This window comes from Paraburkholderia phytofirmans OLGA172, assembly GCF_001634365.1.
Taxonomy (GTDB): domain Bacteria; phylum Pseudomonadota; class Gammaproteobacteria; order Burkholderiales; family Burkholderiaceae; genus Paraburkholderia.
This window is the reverse complement of the sequence record NZ_CP014579.1, coordinates 1,405,285-1,425,943: the sequence shown is the minus strand read 5'-3', so window position 1 is coordinate 1,425,943 and position 20,659 is coordinate 1,405,285. Positions and strand designations below refer to the sequence as shown.

The following is a 20,659-nucleotide window of genomic DNA, read 5'->3' as shown; positions in this document are numbered from 1 at the left end:
CCCCCTATTTATGTAGCACTTCGAACAAAAATGCATCTTCCGGCCGCCAGCCAACTCGAACCGGCTCACCGACTGAGCGCCCACTGGCACCCGGCTCACGGGCGACTAGCGTGCTTCCGCCTTGCAAAGTCAGATGCACAATCGTGCTTTCTCCGACGTACAATACGGCCGCCACGCGGGCGTCGATGCTCCAGCCCATTGGGTGCGCGCCCGACGCTGTAATCTTCACCAGAGCGGGATTGATTGCCATCTCGGCTTTGGCGCCCGGTGAGCTCGGCGTGCGGTCATGCCACTGCCCCGGCAAACGTGCTCCGTTTTCGTCTTCGAGATACCATCCGTCGGCCGCCGATCCACCTGCGCGACCATTAAGTACGCTTGCCCCTGTTAGAAACCGCGCAACGAACGCCGACGCGGGCCTTGCGTAGATACTGACCGCGTCCCCGACCTGCTCGAACCGCCCCTCATTGAGTACACCGATCTGATCCGCTAGCGCTAATGCTTCCCGCTGATCATGAGTGATGTAGATGATCGTCGCGCCGAGCGATTGCTGGAGCTGCTTGATTTCCACTTGCAGGTCATCGCGCAGGGATTTGTCCAGTGCGGCCATAGGCTCGTCCATCAGCAGCACGTCCGGCTCCGCAACGAGGGCTCGCGCCAGCGCCACCCGCTGCTGTTGCCCGCCGGAAAGCTGGGTGATGCGCATATCGGCATATCCGCCCAACCGAACCAGTTCAAGCATCCGGTTGACCCGGGCGTGGATGGCACGGCTCCGGATACCCTGGCGTCGAAGCGGATAGGCGAGGTTTTCCGCCACGTTGAGGTGCGGAAACAGGGCATAACTCTGGAAAACGACCCCGACCTGCCGCGCGTAAGCGGGAACGCCAACCACGCTACGCCCGCGAATTCGGATATCGCCACTATCCGGTCGCTCAAAACCGGCGATCAGGTTCAGCAAGGTACTTTTGCCGGATCCGCTTGGGCCCAGCAAAGCGAAGAACGATCCGGAATCCAGTTTCAGGCTGATTTCGTCGAGGACCGTTTTATTGGAGAAATGCTTGGAGACACGATCCAGCAGAATCTCGGAGCCGAGCACAATTCGTTGCCCGCCCGCGTCGGGCTGCGAGGCCTGTGTCGGCTTTGCAGCGTCAATGTCGGTACTCGAACGTCGAGTGCGACTGATGAGCCCGAGAATCCCGGCTCGACGAGATCCGTTTGTCGCCGGACATGCGCTGCGCTCATCGGTATCGCTGAGCGGCAAATCTTTACTGATCGAGTTCATAGGTCAATGACTGTAAGGAACCAGAGGAGCAAGCCGATAAGAACCATGTGACAGATCCTCGATTAAGGTAGTCGCGCGCGGATTCCACCCAAGTTCGCTCCGGGCGCGCTCGGACGAAACGTGCTGATCGAGGGACATTAATGCCATCAACTCTCCCAGTCGTGCACAGGCTTCCTGCTCTGTCCACGATCCGACCGGTATCTTTGGCCCGAACGACTGAGCGATCGTTTCGGCAATAACCTTCATGCTGACTACATCTCTCGAGCCCGCGTTAAATGCGCCGTAAGCATCTTCAGCAAGCAAGGCGCGAACATAGAGGTCGGCAAGATCGTCCACGTCGACTGTCGACCAGCGGTTAGTCCCATTCCCGATCGTACGGGCGGTTCGGTCCTCGATTGCCTGATTGATCAAGGTGACAAGGAAACCGCCCGAGCGCCCGTAGACCAATGGCGGACGCACGACTACGCCCCTGACATCGCGCTCCCTCAGGCCAATTACGAACCGGTCGTGTTGCAGACGAAATGTGCGTAACGGATGAGGGTGCTCGACAGGCTCATGCTCATCGCGCGGCTCGTCGCCGGTGTGTCCATATACCGGCGTCGCGCTGGTTGCGATAAACGGCTTACCGGTTCCTTCCAGCGCCTGCCCGATAGCCGTGATCGCGGCCCAATCGAGCTTCTGCATATGAAAATCGTGTTGAGCCGCCATGTGCATAGCCGCATCGGTCTGGCGGACTGCCTTCCCGATCGCGTCTGCATCGTCGAGCGTACCTTGCGCCCACGCCAAACCAGGACGTGTGGGCATAGCCGACCGGCTAGAGGGTCGCGCTAAAGCAAGGACATCAATGCCGCTATCCAGCAACTTTTCCAGAACTACCCGGCCCATGTAACCGGTAGCACCTGTCAGGAATACTCTCATCAGATGGTCCCCAAATTAGCGAAACGTCGTACGAAAATGGCAGACCAATTCAATGCGACACGGCGCGGAACACGGGAGAATCAGGCAAACGCAGGCGTTGCATCGCACATGCGTCAATCTCGTCGATAGTCGATGCACGGTTCAATGCGTCAAAGTAAATGAGGACTGACCCAACACCCGCGGCTCCCTGCATGTAGCCTGTTTGCGTGGTAAGTAATTCCGGTAACGTGCGATGCTCGGCCTGCGTCCACCGCAGGCCATCATCGTCATCGATTCCGCGCTCAAGGATGTTGTCGACCAGGCGCTGGGCGAAAGCCAGATAAGACGGTGCATCGCTGCGGCAAAGCCCCCTCGCCAGTACATACAGATCCAGAAAAAATTCGGCGACGCCCGCGGAGCCACAGCATATGCCGACATTGTTCCAAAGCCCGTCTGTCGCGGCATCGGGAATCCCTGTGCCGACAACTGCTTCCGCGAGTTGGAATAGCCGTTCCAGCCAGACGGCATCGCCCTGCGTTTGCCACAAACGATAGTAGAAGCGACCGGTTCCAACTGGGCCGTGGCACCAGCCAAGATAAAAGAGGTCCGGCGTGCAATTCAGCGAATGGCAGATAAGACCGTCATGGCGAGCAACGCTATGGAGGTAAGCTGCCCCAGCGAGCGCGGCGTCGAGGAACGCTTTGTCGCCTGTCTCCTGATACAGCGTGAGGAGGAAGTAGCCAGTCCCCGCCGCGCCGTGCGCAAAGTTGGGGTGCACAAGTCGCTCCCTTTCCTCCCATTCCCAGCGCAACCCACCGCCATCCGGAATCGCGAGTTCCAGCAAGCGACGCCCACTGGCTATGGCGAGTTCTCTCGTTACGGGAAAATCCATGCATCTGGACAAGGCCAGAAGGGTGATCCCAATGCCTGCGCTTCCGGTAGTAATGTCCCGAACGTCGCTCCACGCGACTCCAGCACCACTCTCCTGCGCCGCATCAACAATCAGTTTTGCGACTCTTCTTGCGCCCTCACCATAGCGGGCATGTCCAGGTATTGCCTGTAGTTGCGACAGGAGCACACCAACTCCGCCAATCCCGAAATACAATCCGGGCTGATCGTCGACCCTGAGGTTGCTGTACGAACTTTCGTGCCGCCGTTGCGTATCCAGTTTGGCTGGAAGATTCGCAACAAGATAATCGGCCGCTTGTCTGGCAAGTGCGAGATACGCGTCAACTTTCGTCTGCTGGTACAGGCCTAAGTAAAATAAGGCAACGCCTGCCCCCCCGTAGTAAACGTTGAGCTGCTCTTCGGGCGGAAGAGTGCCATGGGCCGGCCAGTTGATGCCCGTTGTATGGATGCGTTTCTGCGTTTCGAGCCAACGATGAACCTTAAGCGCAGCATCGAATGCCGACGTGTTTGTGGACATGGTCATTTCGTTCCGAATCATCAAGTTTCAGATGGGCCACCTACCCTGCCCTTATGCCTCAACTGCATTGCCTGGACCGGCGTCCTACACACAACAAGATCTGCGCGCGGTCCCAAACGCTGTTCCTCCCGGTCTCCTTGAAGAATGACACCCAATCAGCGCAGACAGAACAGCGCACAAGTGTGCATATGCTCACACAAAAGCATTCCCTTTGCATAGTGACCATTTCGCTGCTTACCCTGAATGACTTCCCGGTCGTTTGCCGTTCCCCACCGGCTTCCGCGATCAGAAACTTCGCGTCCAAGTGCCCGGTGTCCAGTTCAGTCCAGTTCCGTGACCCCGCGCACGCCTATCTAACAACGCCAAACCTCAATAACCTTGAGCCTGAACGCGAACGACTCGCTACCAAATCCTCGCGTCGCTTCAATTGTCTGGCTAGAGGGTAGCCACCGCTTCCGTCAAGTCCCGACGATCGGCCGTCTTGATAGGTGAATCGCTTCGCACAATCGATCTTCCCGCACAAAGCCCGTCGATCTCAGTCTCGCAAGCCGCCACACCTCGCTCATTCATGCTTTGAATTCTAGCTCTGGTGTTCGGGAAAAAATTTCTGAAGAAAAAACCGAACGTAAGTTATTTCGAAAGTCGCTTCCATCGTTAAGCTAAGTTGTAGAATTTTCTTCCACACACCATAAATCTAAGCGAACGTTTTCGCAGGACCGTTTCTTGAGTGCGCCGATCGAATCAGCGCAATGGCCCACAGGCATTTCCTCAATTGCTGTCGCGCGTCGGCGTTCAGTGGGTCTTGTGCGTAGATGACGTCGATGGGGGCATGCTTACGCTCCCTGCTTCAGTTGGGCGATGGACCAATGAGCGAAACAAGGATGCAATCGCAGGGTCGCATGTAGCTCCTCGCTTTTCGACCCTGTTTCGCGTGATGATCGAGCCATTTCCTATGGTCGGCCGGTGACGGCCACCTGACCGCCCGGATGAGCCGATGAATAAAAGGTAGCAGGAAGGAGAATTTAGTCGTTGCCGGCGAGCGCAAAATGAATTGCATCACCGTGCAACCGCGCGGATTCGCCGGGGGGCACCATTGCAAACGATGATAGGTCCTGCGGTTTTTAAATCCGCACGCTCTGGACTCCAACGATGCCGGTATGCCTCGGATCGAGGCCAAAGCGACTGACTATCCAGCTTGGACCGAGGCCATCGGCAAGCGGGCGGCGCAGGTTTGCGATCCGCGGGTTCAAGGGAAGGCGAAGAAAATAACGCCTAGTTGGCGACAGCGTCTCCCGAACGAGTCGAAGCACCGGATACGTGCGCCAGTCCATTCCGCGAATCTGGCGTCGATTCCACTGCCCGGGATCGAACCGCATCGGATACCTCGGTCGACTTGTCATCGGCGTCGGTGTAGTTCGGCGGCGCAGTTCCGCTACCCAGCAAATAGCGACGTCGTTGCGTGTAAGCATCACGGACAAACGTGTACTTATCCAACGCTGCCTGTGAAAGCACATCTGTCGCGCCGAGAAGGTCAGCTCGAGTACTGATGAAGTTCACGCCGAATAGGGGCACGCTGACGTCAGCCTGCAGGTAGCTCGTGGGCGTGGTGAAATACGAGAATATCCAGCCGGTCGAGTCGCGAAGGGAGCTTGGACCAAACAGTGGCAGTACGAGATAGGGACCAGAAGGCACGCCGTAATGCCCCAACGTCAGGCCAAAATCCTGATTGTGCTTTGGCAGACCGGCAGGGGTTGCCCAGTCGAGCAGACCGCCAATCCCGAAGGTCGAGTTGAACGCAAAGCGCATCAGATCTTCGGTGGCGTCGGTAACCTTCAGTTGCAGTGCATCGTTCGAGAAGTTTCCGATATCACCGATGTTCGAGAAGAAATTCCTTATCGCTGTGCGAACAGGGCTCGGTGTTATCTTCGTATAGCCCACGGCCACTGGGCGTGCGACGTACGTGTCCACGCGATCGTTGAACGAGAATACCGCTCGATTCATTGGCTCCAAGGGGTCGCCTGGCGTCCGATCGAAGCTGGACGCGCAACCGCATAAGCCGATGATGCTCGTCAACACAATACCGAGTTCCAGGGTTCGGACCTTCCATCTTGCTTGCATCGCTTCCTTTCCTTCCTATCTCTCGAGTCGCCCCGACGTCCGCACAAAAGTCCGATCGTAACGGCCATCCTCAGATGTTGCCGACCGCTGATGCAACACCAGGGCGGTGCGAGGTTTCGCCTGTTGCCGCACGGGAAAGTGCGCAAGTCAGCGGGTGTTCGGCGGTTCGCTAGCGGAACTGAAATCGCCCTGCTCACAGGGTCACTCGCGCACCGAGTTTAGCTAGCAAGGACGTTCTGAGAAAGATGCCACCGTAATAAACAGTGTTGTTCTGCGACGAACAAAACGATGTACGTGGGAGCCCGCATGAAATACGTGCAGTGACGTCATCAACGTCGAACCGGCGAGTGTCGCCTGCGCCTGCGCCTGCGCCTTCAGCACAAAATCTCAAATCAATTTCACCTGAACACAACTATGAACCACGCATAGTCGTGGTCCCGTTTCCACCGATGCATTGTTTCAATGTTGACTAGAATTTCTTACGAATGAAGTTGTTTTCATGTGCGAAGTCTGTCGCTATTCTTCAGTCATCGATCACAATTTGATCGCTAAATTAGCGCTGTATCGATGGGCACAACCATGAAACACATTCTTTCCGCGCGGATCGCATCCGTCACGTCATTTGACACGACCTCGGCCGCAACTCGAGCCGCGTTATGGGTACAACACCCCAGTCGGGCGTCGTACTGCAACTGGTCCACTGGTTAGTAGCCCGATCGAGCCGGAGCGGCCGCGTGGTCGCCCCCCTTTCGAGGAAGCCACCTGTGCCGGTGGTGGTCGTATGTAACGAACTGCGATTTGCAATTCTCACAGTCGTCGCCAATACCGTTACCTGTTCCAGGCATTAGCCGGAACGGGTCAATGCAACACTGCTATGAAAAAACGCCTTCTCAATACACTAGCCACGCTCTACGCACTGAGTATGGCGCTCCATTCGATCCAGTCGTACGCGCACCCGCTCGATCCGCAGTTCACATGTAATTCGAACGCGCACACATTCATAACCGGGCTCATCAACGACGACGATATCACCCCGGAGCCAACGCATATTGAAGCAAACTCAGTCAACGCATTCCGACCGGAGCGAGGCAGCGACCTGACGGCATTCGGCTTTCCCGTCCACGCCGTCGTCGGGTATGAACACAACGATGCCATGTTCAGACAGGGCGGCGGTGACACCCTGGCAGGGTCGCTATATGGTGTGGTAGTAGCCGGCCCCACGGATCAGGTGGAAGCACGCGTGCGTGAGGCGGGCAGCGACGCTATCGTTCGGGAGGTCGTCCCGCTCGTCGCCACCGCCATTGTCTGCAACGAGCACTGACCCCTTGTCGCACCCGAAGCCACGCAATCAGGGTTTCATGTGGCCGGATGCGACAAACCGTTCATGCCACGACAAGGCCTCGCCAAGCAGATGAGGAGTGTGCTTGCCCGGACTCGCACGAAGAGCCCGCTCAAAGTAATCCTGCAAGAGCGGACGATAGTCTGGGTGTGCACAATTATTGATAACAGCACGCGCCCGTTGCTTGGGCGACAAACCGCGCAAGTCAGCCAGTCCCTGCTCCGTGACAACAACGGCTACATCATGCTCGGTGTGATCAACATGACTGACCATCGGCACGATGCAGGAGATTGCGCCATTCTTGGCTGTGCTCGGTGTAACGAAGCATGAGAGAAAACCATTCCGAGCGAAATCTCCCGAGCCGCCGATACCGTTGATAATCGAACTGCCAGCCACATGCGTCGAGTTGACGTTGCCGTAGATATCCGCTTCGACCATGCCATTGATTGCAATACAGCCTAAGCGGCGAACCAGCTCGGCGTGGTTTGAAATCTCCTGCGGACGCAGCACGATGCGGCTGCGATAGTGCTCGATATTGCGGCCAAATTCCTCGACACCTTCCGGGCTCAGCGACAAAGCAGTCGCCGACGCGCGGCGGATGGTATCGGTTCTGATCAGATCGAGCATGCCGTCCTGAATCACTTCCGTAAACGCGGTCAGCCCTTCGAATCCACCGTCACGCAAGCCGCTCAACACGGCATTCGCGATGTTCCCTACCCCGGACTGCAAAGGCAGGAGCTGCTCCCCGAGCCGCCCCATGGCGATTTCGTGACGGAAGAACTCTACCAGGTGATTGGCAATTTGAATGCTGCTCTCATCCGGCGGGGAAAATCGGCCCAGGCGATCCGGACCATGCGTTTCCACCACGGCGACTACCTTGGCGGGATCGACGCGCAAGTAGGGCTCGCCAATACGGTCATCCGGACCGGTCAGCGGAATCGGCTTGCGCTCCGGCGGTAGCGCTGTACCGTAATAGATGTCGTGCATGCCATCCAGACCCGCAGGTTGAGCCGAATTCACCTCGATGATCACTTTGTCGGCCAGGTCAAGCCACGTCTTGTTGTTGCCTACCGATGTGGATGGAACAAGCCGACCGTCCGGCAATATCGCGGAAACCTCGACGACTGCCATGTCCAGCTTCCCCAGGAACCCGAACCAGGTGTACTGCGCGACCTGTCCGAGGTGGATGTCCATGTACTCAATCTCGCCGCGATTGATCCGCGTACGCAGGTCCGGATCGGACTGATAGGGCAATCGAAAGTCGATTCCTCCCACTTTAGCCAGTGCCCCGTCGAGTTCGGGTGCGGTGGAGGCGCCCGTCAGTAACTTTAGTGCAAAACTTTCGCCACGGGCATGTGCACTTTCGATCTGTGCGGCCAACGCCAAGGGGACCGCCTTGGGGTATCCCGACCCCGTAAAACCACTCATCCCGACAGTCATACCGGGCAGAATTTGCGCCGCCGCCTGATCGGCAGACATCACCTTGGACGCGAGGTATGAATTATGGATACGATTTTCCATTGCGATTCCCAAGTCTATGTAGATTCCAGGTTTTCCCGGTCGTGCACAATCCGCGGACGAATCGTGCCTCGACATGCTCGGGTTACGCCTTGCATTCTACGGCGCATGGGTTAGTTGATTCCGCCGATTTGCCGCAACAAGCAATATCGACGATAACAACATTCGTTGCGCAACGAGTGACGTCAGGATCGGGACGCGGAAGCGTTACTCCGCACCTGAACCAGCACCTTGCCGAAGTTGCGGCCGTCGATCATGTTCAGGAGCGCTTGTGGAGCATTCTCCAGTCCCACGGTAACGTCCTCCAGATGTTTGATCTTTCCCTCGCGCAAGAAGGTGCCGACCTCGCGAAGAAACGAATCGAAGTACTGTTCTGTGAACTCGTAGTTGATATAGCCGCGAATCTGGAGACTGCGGGTCAGCACCGCACGCATTGTCGCGGCAAGATAATCTGCCGAGGTATCGTGTTGCAGGGTGCCCGACTGCTGCACCATCAGCCCGCAAACGGGTACTCTCGCATACTGGTTTAGCAATGGCAGCACAGCATTCCAGACGGCGCCGCCGATGTTCTCGAAATAGACATCGATGCCGTTCGGGCAGGCAGCCTCGAGTTCCTGAGCGAAGTTGGGCGAGCGATGATCGATCGCGGCGTCAAAGCCGAGTACGTCGATCAGATATGCACATTTCTTCGGGCCACCCGCGATACCGACGGCGCGCAGACCTGCCAGCTTCGCTAACTGCCCAACCAGCGACCCCACTGGACCAGTCGCCGCGCCCACCACTAGCGTTTCGCCCGCTTTGGGCTTACCAATCACTTCGAGCCCGGACCAGGCCGTAAAGCCCGGCATCCCCAGTACGCCCAGGTAGGCGGATGCCTCGATGCCGTCGACATCCAGTTTCTTCAGACCCGCAGCATCCATCGCTACGTGCGAACGCCAGCCCGTCTGCGCGAGCACGACGTCCCCCGGAACGAATTCCGCAGAGTGTGATTCGAGAACGGTTGCCACACTTTCACCGGGCATCGGTTCGCCGATTCCAGCAGGCTTCGCGTACGATCTGGCGTCGTTCATGCGTCCACGCATGTACGGGTCGAGCGACAGCGTATCTACGCGCAGTAGCACCTGCCCCGCCCCGGGCACCGGCAGCGGAGTGGTTTCGACGCGGAAATTTTCAAGGCTCGCGCGAGCCGTTGCGGGGCGCGAGGCCAATACCACCTGGGTTGCTTGCTGCGATTCCATTGTGTTCTCCGGAATAGTGATGCCATGCTTCAGATGCACGCCAGATAGCGTGCCGCAGAAGCATTCTGCATCGAACGGTTGTTTGTTGCAGTCAAGCCGTGCCGAATTCAAGCCGGGTCGTTCGCAGCGACCCGCCAGCCGCCGCCGAGCGCCCGGTAGAGCGCCACCGCAGCCAGGGCACGCGCACGTCGCGCCTGATTCAGCGAATCGTCGTCCACCAGATAGCTCTGCTGCGCATCCAGCACATCCAGAAAACTCGTCGTACCGCCTTTGTACAGTTCGGTTGAAAGACGCAGTGCCTTGCCTGACGAGTCCAGCGCCGTCGACAGGTGCTCCACCTCGCTCGCCGAACTCACCAGATCGCTGCGCGTGTCTTCAATCTCCTTCAACGCATTGAGGATGGTCTGATTCAGATTCAGTTCGGACTCGCGCATGTGGCTTTGGCTCTTCGCGATGTCCGCATTAATACGGCCGGCGTTGAAGATGGGACTTGTCACCCCCAGCGCCGCACTGAACAGGTTGTCGGTCAAAGTCGGCATGCCGAGATACGAGGCAGCCAACAATCCGTCCGTCAGGTTCAGTGAAAACTTCGGATACCACTCCGCTTTCGCCTCCCCCACTTCGGCCGCGCGCTGTTCGACGCCTGCGTAAGCGTTCAGTACGTCCGGGCGCCGCAGGAGCGCTTGTGAAGGCAACGTGTTGGGTGCGGACGCACTCGGCACCGGAATTGCGCCAGTGCCGAACACCGGTGCGTTCAAGCTCTCGGGCGTCTGTCCAGAGTAGACGGCGATCAGGCTCAACTGATGCTGAATCGTCGACTGCACGCCCGGAATCCGCGCTTGCAGATCGCTCAGCTGATTCTGCGCTCGCGCGACGTCGAGATTGGTCGACAAGCCAAATTGCAAACGTTCTTGCGTCAATCGAAGTGCACGCTCGCGGATATGCACGTTGTCCTGCAAGATCCGCTGTTCGGTTTGGGCCCAGCGCAGGTCGATGTATGCATCGGCAGTATTTGCAGCCAGCGCGAGGCGCAACTGATTCAGCGACTCTTGCGTTCCGGTGAGCTGGGCCTGCGACGCGAGCAATGCGAGACGTTCACCGCCGAAGACATCCGGGTTCCAACTGGCTGTCAATCCAACACCGGCCTGACGCACATAACCGAGCGGAGGCGGCGCATTCTGACGTCGATCGCTCGCGGTGGCACCAGCGTTCAATTCGGGAAGCAGCGCCGCGCGGCTGATTGTGGTTTGCGCTTCGGCCTGTTTGACCCGCTCGACGGCGGCCTTGATGTCGAGGTTCTGGTTAAGCACTGAAGCGACCAGGTCGTGCATCACCGGGTCCCCGAACTGTTGCCACCACGCGTCCGCATCCGCCGGGTCCTGAGGCACGTCGACGCTGTACGCTGCCGGCGCAATCTTCGCGACATCGTCGGGCAGCTTCGAGTGAGAGGCAGGCTGAACCGCGCAAGCGCCCAGCGCAAGACTCGCTGCGATTGCGATAAAAGTCGATTTCATGTTTTTCTAACTTAATGGGCGTCCGGCGGCGGCACCGCGCCGTCGATAGGACGGGCAAACACCGCGCATGCAATCGCCAATACAAAGCAGCTTGCAACCGCAAAATACGCGTCGGAGAAGGTCATGGTCAGCGCTTCGCGCATGATGAGATTGTTCAGGTACGCGAGCCCCGCCTGCGGCGCGGCAAGCACGTCCCCGGCTACCGCACCTAGCTGCGCGGACGCGCCCGAGATGAGCGAATCGATCACCGGACGCCCTTGGGTGACATGCTCGCTCAATCGCAAATAATGCAGATTCAGGCGATCGTTCAACATGGTGTTACACACGGCCACGCCAATAGCGCCGCCTAGATTTCGCATCAGGTTGAACAGCCCACTTGCCGAACGCAAGCGTGCTGGAGGCAACGAACCCAATGCCAGCGTAACGATGGGCGGAATGCAGAACTGCTGGCCGAATCCGCGCAGAATCTGGGGAAGCAGTAGTTGCTGCCAACCCCAGTCGCTCGTCAATGGAACGTAGAGGTAACATCCGAGGCCGAACACCACGAGGCCGAACAGATTCAGCCAGCGCATATCCACCCGGGAAGCGAGTTTCGAGTAGAGCACCAGCGCTATCAACTGCGCGCACCCGACAGAAAGCAGTGCAATGCCGATCTGAAGCGAATCTAAACCCCGCACCCGCGACAGAAAAACCGGCGTAAGAAAGACCGTGCAGAAGATCCCAATCCCGGTGATGAAGGACAACACGCAGCCGATCCAGAAGTTGCGCATCTTTAGCGCACGCAGATCCACAATCGGCTCACGGGCGGTGAGCGCATGAACGAGGAACAGAAAGCCGCAGATCCCCATGATCCAGGTGCAAGTGAGAATCGTGGTATCGCCCAGCCAGTTCTTGCGTGGACCTTCCTCGAGCACGTATTCGAGGCACCCGAGGAAACCTGACATCAACAGGATGCCGAGGTAATCCCCTTTCCTGATCAGACTTAGATCGACTTTATCGATACGAACGTACTTCGGCACCAGCACCGTCACAAACAAGCCAGGCACCAGGTTCAGATAGAACAGCCAGTGCCATGACAATGCATCGGTGATATAGCCGCCAATCACTGGGCCGATGGCCGGCGCAAGCGACGCGAGCGCGCCGATGGTCGTCGAGGCAATGACGCGCTGCTTGCCCGGAAACAGTACGAACGCCGTGGTGAACACGGTCGGAATCATCGCCGCACCAGCTGCGCCTTGCATCGCGCGGAAAATGATTTCCGTATTCATGTCCCAGGCGAGACCGCACAGCATGCTGGTGATCGTGAAGCCGAGCGCCGAAGCCGCAAACAGCCAACGCGTCGAAAATACCCGGGTGAGCCAGCCGGACATCGGGATCACGATAATCTCGGCGATCAGATACGCGGTCTGGATCCACGACAGTTCATCCTGACTCGCCGACAGGCCGCCGCCTATATCCTTAAGCGACGACGCCACGATCTGGATGTCGAGCGTTGCCATGAAAAAACCAAGGCACATCAGGCCGAAAGCGAACACCTTTGCCGAGGTCGGCATGCCCGCGGGGTCTGGAATTCCTTGTGAGGTCATGATGAAGTCTCGCTCTGTCGCTCACTCGCCGCTCTGACGGGCGCTGTCCAGATGGACATCAACCGTCGCCGACAGACCGGGCCGCAGGTAATCTTCCGAACCCTTGGGTACATCAAGAAGAATTCGCACAGGCACGCGCTGCACAATCTTCGTGAAGTTTCCGGTCGCGTTTTCCGGAGGAAGCACACTGAACGTCGCTCCGGTTGCCGGTGCGAGGCTCTGCACGACGCCGTGGATCGTGCCGGCGTGCGCATCGAGCGTCACGTCAGCCGAGTCGCCACTGTGCATTTTCTTCAACTGGTCTTCCTTGAAGTTTGCATCAACCCACAGGCCACTCGAGGGCACTACCGTCAGCATCGACGTACCTGCCGTCGCGAGCAGCCCGACCCGCGCCGTGCGGTTGCCGACGTAGCCGTCGACGGGGGAGCGGATCGTCGTGTAGCCAACATTGAGCGCCGCGTAGCGCCGTTCGGCCTCGGCTTTGGCGACACGCGCATTGGCGTCGGCGATCTGCGCATCGAGCACGTCCAGTTGCTGCTTTGCCGCCTGAAGGGCCGCATCGCTACCGTCCACCGCTGCCTTCGCCTTCGAGAAAGAGGCATCCGCCTGCTCGACAATCTGGTTCGAAACCGCCTCGTCCTTGACCAACTGGCGGTAACGCACCTTGTCGGCGGCACTGCGCGTCAGTTCAGCGTGGGCAGAGGCGAGCCCGGCCGACTGCTGGTTGATGATCGCGACCTGCAGTTGGCGTTTCGCCTTCAACTCATTGACGGCTGCCTGAGCACTGCCCACTTCCGCGTTCGCCTGCTCGAGCCGTGCGTCGTAATCGCGTGAATCGAGACGGATCAGCACCTGGTTTGCCGTGACGTGCTGATTGTCCTGAACCAGCACTTGATCCACAAAGCCGGTCACCTTCGGCGCGATCACCGTGACGTTACCGCCTACGTATGCGTCGTCAGTGTTCTGAACATAACGCGCGATAAAGAACCAATAGAGACCAGAGGCGCAAAGGACCGCCACTACGCCGAGGACCGAGAGCAACATCCAGGGCACTCGTTTGGTTGACGAAGCGGTGTTCACTCCGCCAGCGGGAGAGGTGGGGATAGGTGTCGTGCTCATTATATATGTGTGTATGCACTCAAAGGTTGCAAGAAATGGCCGCCAAGGTGGCAGCGCTTCGGTTAAAGCGGCAAGTGCTAACAGACAGGTTGACTTCGGGTCGGGCGAGCCAGGGCTCGCCACAACGCCTTCGTCCAATCAAATGGTGAGCGCAATGCGCAGCGGTGCTGCACTTGCTCCGTAAAGCACGGGATGAACTGAAGCGGATCTTGTTGTCGCGTGCATGGTAAGTGTGCGCAAGCACTTGCTCAACACCGTTTTTGGAATCGAACTGTTGCAACCGTGACAATGATCGTCGGCCGGGACACCGGTTATCGTTGCACCGTTGAACGGGCAACCGGCGCGCACGCACGGCCCGACGTCTTCGAGGATCAGCGTGATCTTTGCCGTGTCCGGCCGAGCGGTCTTCAAGCGCGTGTCACGCGAAGAAGTTCACGCCTCAAAGAGGCTGAGCGCCGATACCCGAACTTGCGTTCGAACTCGTCCTGAGCCGCCGTCCAATGCGTCGTGGCCTCGTGCAGCTTCAGGTGGCCGCCACTGGTCAGAACCAGTTGGAGACGCTGCTTCACCTGCCCGTCCTGCTCATTAGCGACAAATCCATTGCGCAGCAACGGCCGAAGTATGCGTACGAGCGTGGTGCGGTCCATCACCATCGCCTGCGCCAACTCCATCATCGTTAAACTCGAGCTACATTTAAGCGCGCAAAGGATGCTGAACTGCGTCGGCGTGATACCTGCTTCGCACAGATGCCGCTCGTACAACTGCGAAATGTATCGCGCGGCCTGACGAACGGCGAAACAGTAGTCGCTTTCGGGGGATTCAATGTGCATAGGCACATGCTAGTGGGCGGGATGACGGCAATCAATGCTCGACGGTGCATCAGTTTGTATCGGGGCAGAGAACAATCGGAGGTGGCCGGTTACGGCGAGGCGACAGATTAAACGCCCACCCGTCAATTGTCGGAGTTTTGGACTAGCCGGGTCATTTCTTGTGAACTCGGCAAATCTCGCAAGCAATTTCTTTCAAAAGCCTTGCGTAAGCTTGACGATGAAGCGCTGAAACAGGACGCGCGGCAACCGGGCGAAGCGAAGCATCACGCCCTGGAACTGGCGCGCGCCGGCCGCGCGCCTATCACCTCGTCGAAGAACGCGGCAGCATGCTCGACGAACGCCCTCACCTTGGCCGGCAGCAAGGTTCGCGAGTTATAAGCGAGTCGAATCTCAATCTCTCCGTCGATGATTTCGAAATCTTCAAGGATCGACACGAGCTTGCCTGAAGCCAGTTCCTCCTGGGCCAGCGCAGCGGGCAGCACGCCGACGCCCCAATTCTCCAGGACCATTTCCCGGTTGAACACCGGGTTGTTCGAAACGATATCGAACTTCAGCGGGACGGTCATATCCTCATCACCCAGACGAAAGGTCAACGACGGCTTACGAAGTGTGGGCGACATCGCGACGAACGTGTGATCAGCCAGCTCAGACGGATGCTCAGGCACGGCGTGTTTCTCCAGATATGCTGGCGTCGCGACGATCGAGAGCGGCATGCGCTCCAGAAGTCGCGTCACAACCGTGTCGGTACTCAACATGAAGGGGACGACAATCCCCAGGTCATAGCCGTCCGCCACCAGGTCGACAGGGCGCTCGGTAAGGGTCACGTCCAGACTCACTTTGGGATACTTCTGCTTAAAGGTCGAGATGAGCGGCACGAGCCGACTCACGGTCGCCGTTGTATGAGCGACAAGCCGAAGCACGCCGGTCGGCTCACGCGCCTGGTTCGACGCTTCGGCTTCCAGTACTTCGAGATCGTCGAGAATCCGGCAGCAGCCGTCATAGAAATGTTCCGCGGCTTCCGTTAGCGAAACCTGCCGCGTCGTGCGATGAAGCAGACGACTGCCGAGACGCTGCTCAAGCCCGGATATGGCGCGCGACACGGCCGGAGTGGTTATGCCCAGCATGTCTGCCGCACGGGTAAAACTTTTCGCTTCGACGACCGAGCGGAAAACGCGCAAGCTATCAAGATAATCCATAGGGCACCTTCGGTGGGCACATCTGTGAATGGACCGCCTGTTGCGCCCAGATCTGTGTGCGCAGCCACTCGTAGCCGCAGCCGTCGAGCGAAAGCCAGCCAGATCTCCTTGACGAATGGCGCGCAGCCATGACGAAGCCTTGGCATCATTATCAAACAGCATTCGCTTACGTGTACCGGGATTGTCGCAGAGTTGCGCATTTTTGCGCTTATTGCCCTGACCCATGTGTTCAATCGAGCGGCTGCGCTCCTCGCAGCCCTAAACGGGTGCCATCAGCAATTCCGCTCTGACACGCCGACCATGCGGCTTGCCAGATCTGGAAGGGTCATCGCAAGACGTCGCGACCTCGTCCGGGCGCACCCGTTGAACGTCTGATCTCATCCGAATTTTTGACAAATTGCGCAGATTCGAGCAAAAAACCGCAGTTTTGGTCAATACAGCGAAAGGGGCCTCGGCATAAGATTTTTCTACCTTCCTTCCGTCTCTCCGGCTGGAAAACATCGCATCCTTCTTGCCCAAACCCCTTGATACATGCAGGCTGATTCGAGCGAGCAGGAAGATCCTGATGAACGAATGAACTGCGACACGACCTCGCCGCGAGATACGAAGGGGCATGACTATGGATCGGCTACAAGCAATGCTAGTGTTCACAAGGGTTGTCGACAGCGGGAGCTTTTCGCGCGCTGCAGACACGCTCGATCTCGCACGAGCATCGGTCACCGTCATTGTTCAGAATCTCGAAACCTATCTGAAAGTTCGCCTGCTACAGCGTTCGACTCGACAGCTTAGCCTGACACCCGAGGGCGCGCAGTTCTACGAACGTTGCGTGAGAATACTCGCGGATATTGACGAGATGGAGGGTAGCCTGTCGATCCTTGGGAAAATGCCACAAGGCAAGCTTCGCATCGATACCCCGGGATCCATCGGAAAGACACTCCTCATTCCAGCTTTGGATGACTTCAGAGCCCGCTACCCGGATATCGAGCTCACCATCGGTTTCGGCGATAAACCTGTCGATCTTATTCAGGAAGCAGTCGACTGCGCGATCAAGCTCGGATCACTCATAGATTCAAATCTGGTGGCGCGACGCATCGGCACGCTGCAGCGCGTGACAGCGGCAGCACCAACATACCTGGAATACCATGGCGCTCCACATTCCATCGACGATCTGTGCGCGCATATCGGTGTGAGATATCTTTGCCCCGGAGCAACTCGCACATCTGACCTACAGTTTCAATTGAACGAAAGGATGATCGAACTCAATCTGCGAGGAAGCGTAGCGGTCAACGACATAGAAGCCTATCTCGCGTGCGGCTTAAAGGGGCTGGGCATCGTTCAGGTGCCTCGCTTCATGGCCATCCCTTACCTTCGCTCCGGGGAACTGGTAGAAATTCTGCCGGGTTGCGAGCCAAAGGCAATCCCCGTTTCCGCCGTCTATCCGCAGAACCGGCATCTCTCAGGTTCCGTACGCGCATTCGTCGACTGGATTTCCGAACTGTTCGAACGCGCGTCACTCTTCGCGACAGAGGTGCGGAACGAGGTGCCGCTATGTTCAGACGTGCCGGTCCGCGCCACGCGCGGGGGCGCTTTTGCACGTGCGGTGTCCGCTACCACAGAGGCTTCCAGTGATTCGGCCGCTGCCCGTGCACTCTAGATACCCACTCGGCGAAAACTCCGCTCCCGTGCACTCAAAGGTAACCTGATGCATCGTTGATTGTTAAACCCGGAGCACAACTGAATTCACCTGTGCCTACTTGCATTACGACGCCGACGGTCTACACTACCCGTCAATGTTGCAGCAACTAGCCGATATGGATATCCGAAATAGCAATTCGTCGATGCGAATCTGGCTATCAAGAACCGGGTCTGAGCGGTCATCCACAGCGCCGACGTGAGTCTGCAGTTGGGATTGCACCGGCACCTCAAGGATTACGCAGTCCGCCCGGAAAGTATGTCTCCTCCCGTGTCCCCTGATACGGTTGCCCGCTACGGCGGGCTTCTTTTTTTACGCCCCAAGCCCGGCATAAACCTATGTCGATCTCCGCTCTCGGATAGCCCTGGAGGTCTTCGAGGCAGTAGCGCCCGGCGTATCACTCTCAATGGGAAAGCACGTAAGAATCGATCAGGTACGCAATCGATTCGGCGCCTGGAACCATGCAAGCGTCAACATCACAAGCCACGAACACACGGGATGAATGAAGTGAATACATAGGATGCGCGTTGAAGTGCATCGTGCCGAGCCGCGTCGATCGATGTCATAAGTCTCTTGAAGCACGGCCATCCACGACTGCGGGCCATGCTCGGCAGCAAATGCTAAAGGCAGATCACAACGATCCAGAAACTGAATGGACAGCCGTAATAACACGGCAGGTACGGACCAGCGTTCTGCGCCCCGATCCGGGACTAACGCGTCAGTTCCTGCGCCTCCCGTGCGAGCCGCGACTATTCCCTGGACAGTAGCGTACTGTTGCAAGCTTGCGATTTCACCAATATCACTATAAAACAAACAGAACCGCGTGTTCCGGATGCGCTCCGGGCGTCTTACCTTCATACGTGACGAGGTCCAACCATGTTGCCGACACCCGAACGCGAATCTGATGCGGCCCCCGTCATCCCAGTCCTGCATCGCCGGTCCCTGAATAGTTCTTCGATGTCCGTATCGCGCTTCTTATATGACGGCCGTGCGTTCGGCTTGACGCCAGTCATGCCTCGCGACGACGCCTATTTCGTGGGCGTGAAATTGAGGCCGATGTCATCCGGCCGCATGTGGCTTGGCGATCGCGTTGTCACGAATCTGCAGGTGCCCCAGCGCCTGCATTCGATGTGTTTTGCCCACCTGAGCGATGAACCCCACTCCGAGCTGTTTGAGCCGTTCGACATCGTTCGGTTCTTCCTTCCGCGCTTCGTCCTGAAGCAGTTCATCGACGATGTCGGCGCCCGCCAGATTGAGGCGTTACGATGCCCCACACCAGGGACGGTGGATCCGATCGTCGGGCATCTTGCAACCTGCCTTCTTCCGGCGCTCGAACAGCCGGAAAGGGCATGCTCGCTGTTTATCGACTCGATCACGCGTGCCCTGACCGCGCATCTGCTCCGCACTTACGGCAACGTCAAATTTAGCGCCGCTCCGACTCGCCGAGGGGGACTCGCGCTGTGGCAAGAGAAGCGGGTCAGGGAGCTGATCGATACGCATCTTGATGGATCTCTGACAGTACCGATATTAGCCAACGAATGTGGCATGTCCGTGGGACACTTCGGCCACGCGTTCAAACAGCAGACTGGACAGTCTCCGTATCAGTTTCTGATCGCTCATCGTCTGCTCCGCGCGAAGGACTTGATGCTAACCACCCAACTTTCGCTTGCGGAGATTGCGCTAGCATGTGGCTTCGCCAGCCAGGCGCACTTCAATAGGCGTTTCCTCATGGCTAACGGCATGTCCCCCGGGATCTGGCGTCGCGTAACCCGGTAGCAACGGCAGCGCTAGCCAGCGCGGCTTATATCCGCCCCACGGCTTCACCATGACATCCAACGGCTCCACGGCGCGAGGCACAACCATTGTGCTGCCGCAGAACGCCCCCTTGAGAATGCCGCGGATCGACGCTACGCAACTTGAGTTAAGTTGCCCGGGATTCCCGGTGTGATACCTGACCTGTCCATTATTAGCGACGAGCAAAAAATGCGTTTACTTGCACTAAACCTCCAGCAAACTGGCGAGGCGGTTTACCTATGACTCTTCACCGGCCCGAACCACACCGAACGGACGTGGAAGTGGATATTATCGACATGCTCCCGGTGTAATATTGTCAGTGCTCCAAACAACTTTTCCAGACCATGTCACTTTCGCCAAACTTTCCTCAGCAAGGCCGCATGTTGCAAGGTGGAAATCGAGGGGCTGCTGCCGGCTGGCAATGGGCATTGATATGTGACCGGGAACCGCGATGAATACTCCCTCGCCTTGGGTGAGCGTCGGCACGTGTTCAGCAGCCAGAGTCATTGCTGTGACCGCGCTGGCGCTCGCGGGTTGTGTGAACTACTTCGGCATCAAGAGCGATAAGCAGATGTCGGCGCCGACGCAGTACACCTCCAGCCAGAGCCTGCCTAACGAAGACGGTCAATGGCCGTCACCGGATTGGGCATGCCAGTTCGGCGACCCGCAGCTGCCCCAGTTGATCGATGAAGCGCTGCAAGGCAATCCGTCGATCGCCCAGGCCGAGGCACGTATCGCAAAGGCGTCCTCCTATATCGAGTCTTCAAAATCGACGCTCTACCCCAAGGCAAACGGTAGCTATGCCTGGAACCGTGAACTGTTCTCCGGAAACACGATCTTCCCGCCTCCGTATGGGGGGACATGGTACAGCGAGAACCGCCTCGCCGCCGAACAGACGGTGACGAACCTCAGGATGAATCGCCACGCCACGCAGATCGGACTTATCAAGGCGCTTGGCGGCGGATTCGACGCGAAACGCGGCGGTCTCGTCGTGCCGACGGATGTGCCGGCTTCTTCGGCATCCGAGGCGCAGGCAGCCAACTGACGCGACGCACGGAGCCGGAAGAACCGGCAGGACAAACGGCGCAGATTGCACGGACACGGAGCATGTC

Annotated in this window: 15 protein-coding genes; 4 read left to right on the top strand and 11 right to left on the bottom strand. The window is 58.1% G+C overall.

What is annotated here, in order from left to right:
* Window positions 1–4 precede the first annotated feature (4 nt).
* From AYM40_RS26465 to AYM40_RS26450, 4 genes are all read right to left on the bottom strand, one after another.
* Complete coding sequence (locus AYM40_RS26465) at window positions 5–1,279, bottom strand: ABC transporter ATP-binding protein (protein WP_082855316.1); 1,275 nt, start codon at window positions 1,277–1,279, stop codon at window positions 5–7.
* A 3-nt stretch (window positions 1,280–1,282) separates the two neighbouring features.
* Window positions 1,283–2,197, bottom strand: a complete 915-nt coding sequence (locus tag AYM40_RS26460) for an NAD-dependent epimerase/dehydratase family protein (RefSeq protein WP_082855315.1) — start codon at window positions 2,195–2,197, stop codon at window positions 1,283–1,285.
* 49 nt (window positions 2,198–2,246) lie between these two features.
* Window positions 2,247–3,602: a lanthionine synthetase LanC family protein gene (locus AYM40_RS26455; protein ID WP_063499116.1), complete on the bottom strand. Its 1,356-nt coding sequence runs from the start codon at window positions 3,600–3,602 to the stop codon at window positions 2,247–2,249.
* Window positions 3,603–4,874: 1,272 nt separating this feature from the next.
* Window positions 4,875–5,678: a VacJ family lipoprotein gene (locus AYM40_RS26450; RefSeq protein WP_420488520.1), complete on the bottom strand. Its 804-nt coding sequence runs from the start codon at window positions 5,676–5,678 to the stop codon at window positions 4,875–4,877.
* Between the two features lie 916 nt (window positions 5,679–6,594).
* Here AYM40_RS26450 and AYM40_RS26445 point away from each other — a divergent pair.
* Window positions 6,595–7,041 (top strand): hypothetical protein, encoded by a 447-nt coding sequence (locus AYM40_RS26445; protein ID WP_063499114.1) that lies wholly within the window; start codon window positions 6,595–6,597, stop codon window positions 7,039–7,041.
* Window positions 7,042–7,068: 27 nt separating this feature from the next.
* Here AYM40_RS26445 and AYM40_RS26440 read toward each other — a convergent pair whose 3' ends face one another.
* The 7 genes from AYM40_RS26440 to AYM40_RS26410 form a co-directional block, all read right to left on the bottom strand.
* On the bottom strand, window positions 7,069–8,580 hold the full coding sequence (locus AYM40_RS26440; protein ID WP_063499113.1) for an acetyl-CoA hydrolase/transferase family protein: 1,512 nt from the start codon (window positions 8,578–8,580) through the stop codon (window positions 7,069–7,071).
* Between the two features lie 182 nt (window positions 8,581–8,762).
* A complete protein-coding gene (locus AYM40_RS26435; protein ID WP_063500710.1) occupies window positions 8,763–9,815 on the bottom strand; it encodes an NADP-dependent oxidoreductase in 1,053 nt (350 codons plus the stop codon).
* Window positions 9,816–9,922: 107 nt separating this feature from the next.
* Window positions 9,923–11,329, bottom strand: coding sequence for an efflux transporter outer membrane subunit (locus tag AYM40_RS26430; protein ID WP_063499112.1), 1,407 nt, complete (start codon window positions 11,327–11,329; stop codon window positions 9,923–9,925).
* Between the two features lie 11 nt (window positions 11,330–11,340).
* Complete coding sequence (locus tag AYM40_RS26425; RefSeq protein ID WP_063499111.1) at window positions 11,341–12,915, bottom strand: DHA2 family efflux MFS transporter permease subunit; 1,575 nt, start codon at window positions 12,913–12,915, stop codon at window positions 11,341–11,343.
* Between the two features lie 21 nt (window positions 12,916–12,936).
* Entirely contained in the window at window positions 12,937–14,034 is a 1,098-nt protein-coding gene (locus AYM40_RS26420) for an HlyD family secretion protein (protein WP_082855313.1), read from the bottom strand.
* A 407-nt stretch (window positions 14,035–14,441) separates the two neighbouring features.
* Complete coding sequence (locus AYM40_RS26415) at window positions 14,442–14,864, bottom strand: MarR family winged helix-turn-helix transcriptional regulator (protein ID WP_063499109.1); 423 nt, start codon at window positions 14,862–14,864, stop codon at window positions 14,442–14,444.
* A gap of 263 nt (window positions 14,865–15,127) precedes the next feature.
* On the bottom strand, window positions 15,128–16,060 hold the full coding sequence (locus AYM40_RS26410) for a LysR family transcriptional regulator (protein ID WP_063499108.1): 933 nt from the start codon (window positions 16,058–16,060) through the stop codon (window positions 15,128–15,130).
* Window positions 16,061–16,679: 619 nt separating this feature from the next.
* Between AYM40_RS26410 and AYM40_RS26405 the strand changes: the two genes are divergently transcribed.
* The 3 genes from AYM40_RS26405 (at window position 16,680) to AYM40_RS26395 (ending at window position 20,592) form a co-directional block, all read left to right on the top strand.
* Window positions 16,680–17,714: a LysR family transcriptional regulator gene (locus AYM40_RS26405; RefSeq protein ID WP_082855500.1), complete on the top strand. Its 1,035-nt coding sequence runs from the start codon at window positions 16,680–16,682 to the stop codon at window positions 17,712–17,714.
* 915 nt (window positions 17,715–18,629) lie between these two features.
* Complete coding sequence (locus AYM40_RS26400) at window positions 18,630–19,529, top strand: helix-turn-helix domain-containing protein (RefSeq protein WP_082855312.1); 900 nt, start codon at window positions 18,630–18,632, stop codon at window positions 19,527–19,529.
* A 469-nt stretch (window positions 19,530–19,998) separates the two neighbouring features.
* The gene (locus AYM40_RS26395) at window positions 19,999–20,592 is read left to right on the top strand and encodes a TolC family protein (protein ID WP_148662304.1); all 594 of its coding nucleotides are present in this window, start codon (window positions 19,999–20,001) and stop codon (window positions 20,590–20,592) included.
* Window positions 20,593–20,659: the final 67 nt, after the last annotated feature.

What these genes read in the sequence shown, in the direction of transcription:
- AYM40_RS26405 (WP_082855500.1), top strand. Translation starts at nt 16,680, where the DNA reads ATGGATCGGCTACAAGCAATGCTAGTGTTCACAAGGGTTGTCGACAGC.
- AYM40_RS26455 (WP_063499116.1), bottom strand. Translation starts at nt 3,602, where the DNA reads ATGTCCACAAACACGTCGGCATTCGATGCTGCGCTTAAGGTTCATCGT.
- AYM40_RS26410 (WP_063499108.1), bottom strand. Translation starts at nt 16,060, where the DNA reads ATGGATTATCTTGATAGCTTGCGCGTTTTCCGCTCGGTCGTCGAAGCG.
- AYM40_RS26435 (WP_063500710.1), bottom strand. Translation starts at nt 9,815, where the DNA reads ATGGAATCGCAGCAAGCAACCCAGGTGGTATTGGCCTCGCGCCCCGCA.
- AYM40_RS26395 (WP_148662304.1), top strand. Translation starts at nt 19,999, where the DNA reads ATGAATACTCCCTCGCCTTGGGTGAGCGTCGGCACGTGTTCAGCAGCC.
- AYM40_RS26420 (WP_082855313.1), bottom strand. Translation starts at nt 14,034, where the DNA reads ATGAGCACGACACCTATCCCCACCTCTCCCGCTGGCGGAGTGAACACC.
- AYM40_RS26400 (WP_082855312.1), top strand. Translation starts at nt 18,630, where the DNA reads ATGTTGCCGACACCCGAACGCGAATCTGATGCGGCCCCCGTCATCCCA.
- AYM40_RS26430 (WP_063499112.1), bottom strand. Translation starts at nt 11,329, where the DNA reads ATGAAATCGACTTTTATCGCAATCGCAGCGAGTCTTGCGCTGGGCGCT.
- AYM40_RS26440 (WP_063499113.1), bottom strand. Translation starts at nt 8,580, where the DNA reads ATGGAAAATCGTATCCATAATTCATACCTCGCGTCCAAGGTGATGTCT.
- AYM40_RS26425 (WP_063499111.1), bottom strand. Translation starts at nt 12,915, where the DNA reads ATGACCTCACAAGGAATTCCAGACCCCGCGGGCATGCCGACCTCGGCA.
- AYM40_RS26445 (WP_063499114.1), top strand. Translation starts at nt 6,595, where the DNA reads ATGAAAAAACGCCTTCTCAATACACTAGCCACGCTCTACGCACTGAGT.
- AYM40_RS26460 (WP_082855315.1), bottom strand. Translation starts at nt 2,197, where the DNA reads ATGAGAGTATTCCTGACAGGTGCTACCGGTTACATGGGCCGGGTAGTT.
- AYM40_RS26465 (WP_082855316.1), bottom strand. Translation starts at nt 1,279, where the DNA reads ATGAACTCGATCAGTAAAGATTTGCCGCTCAGCGATACCGATGAGCGC.
- AYM40_RS26415 (WP_063499109.1), bottom strand. Translation starts at nt 14,864, where the DNA reads ATGCACATTGAATCCCCCGAAAGCGACTACTGTTTCGCCGTTCGTCAG.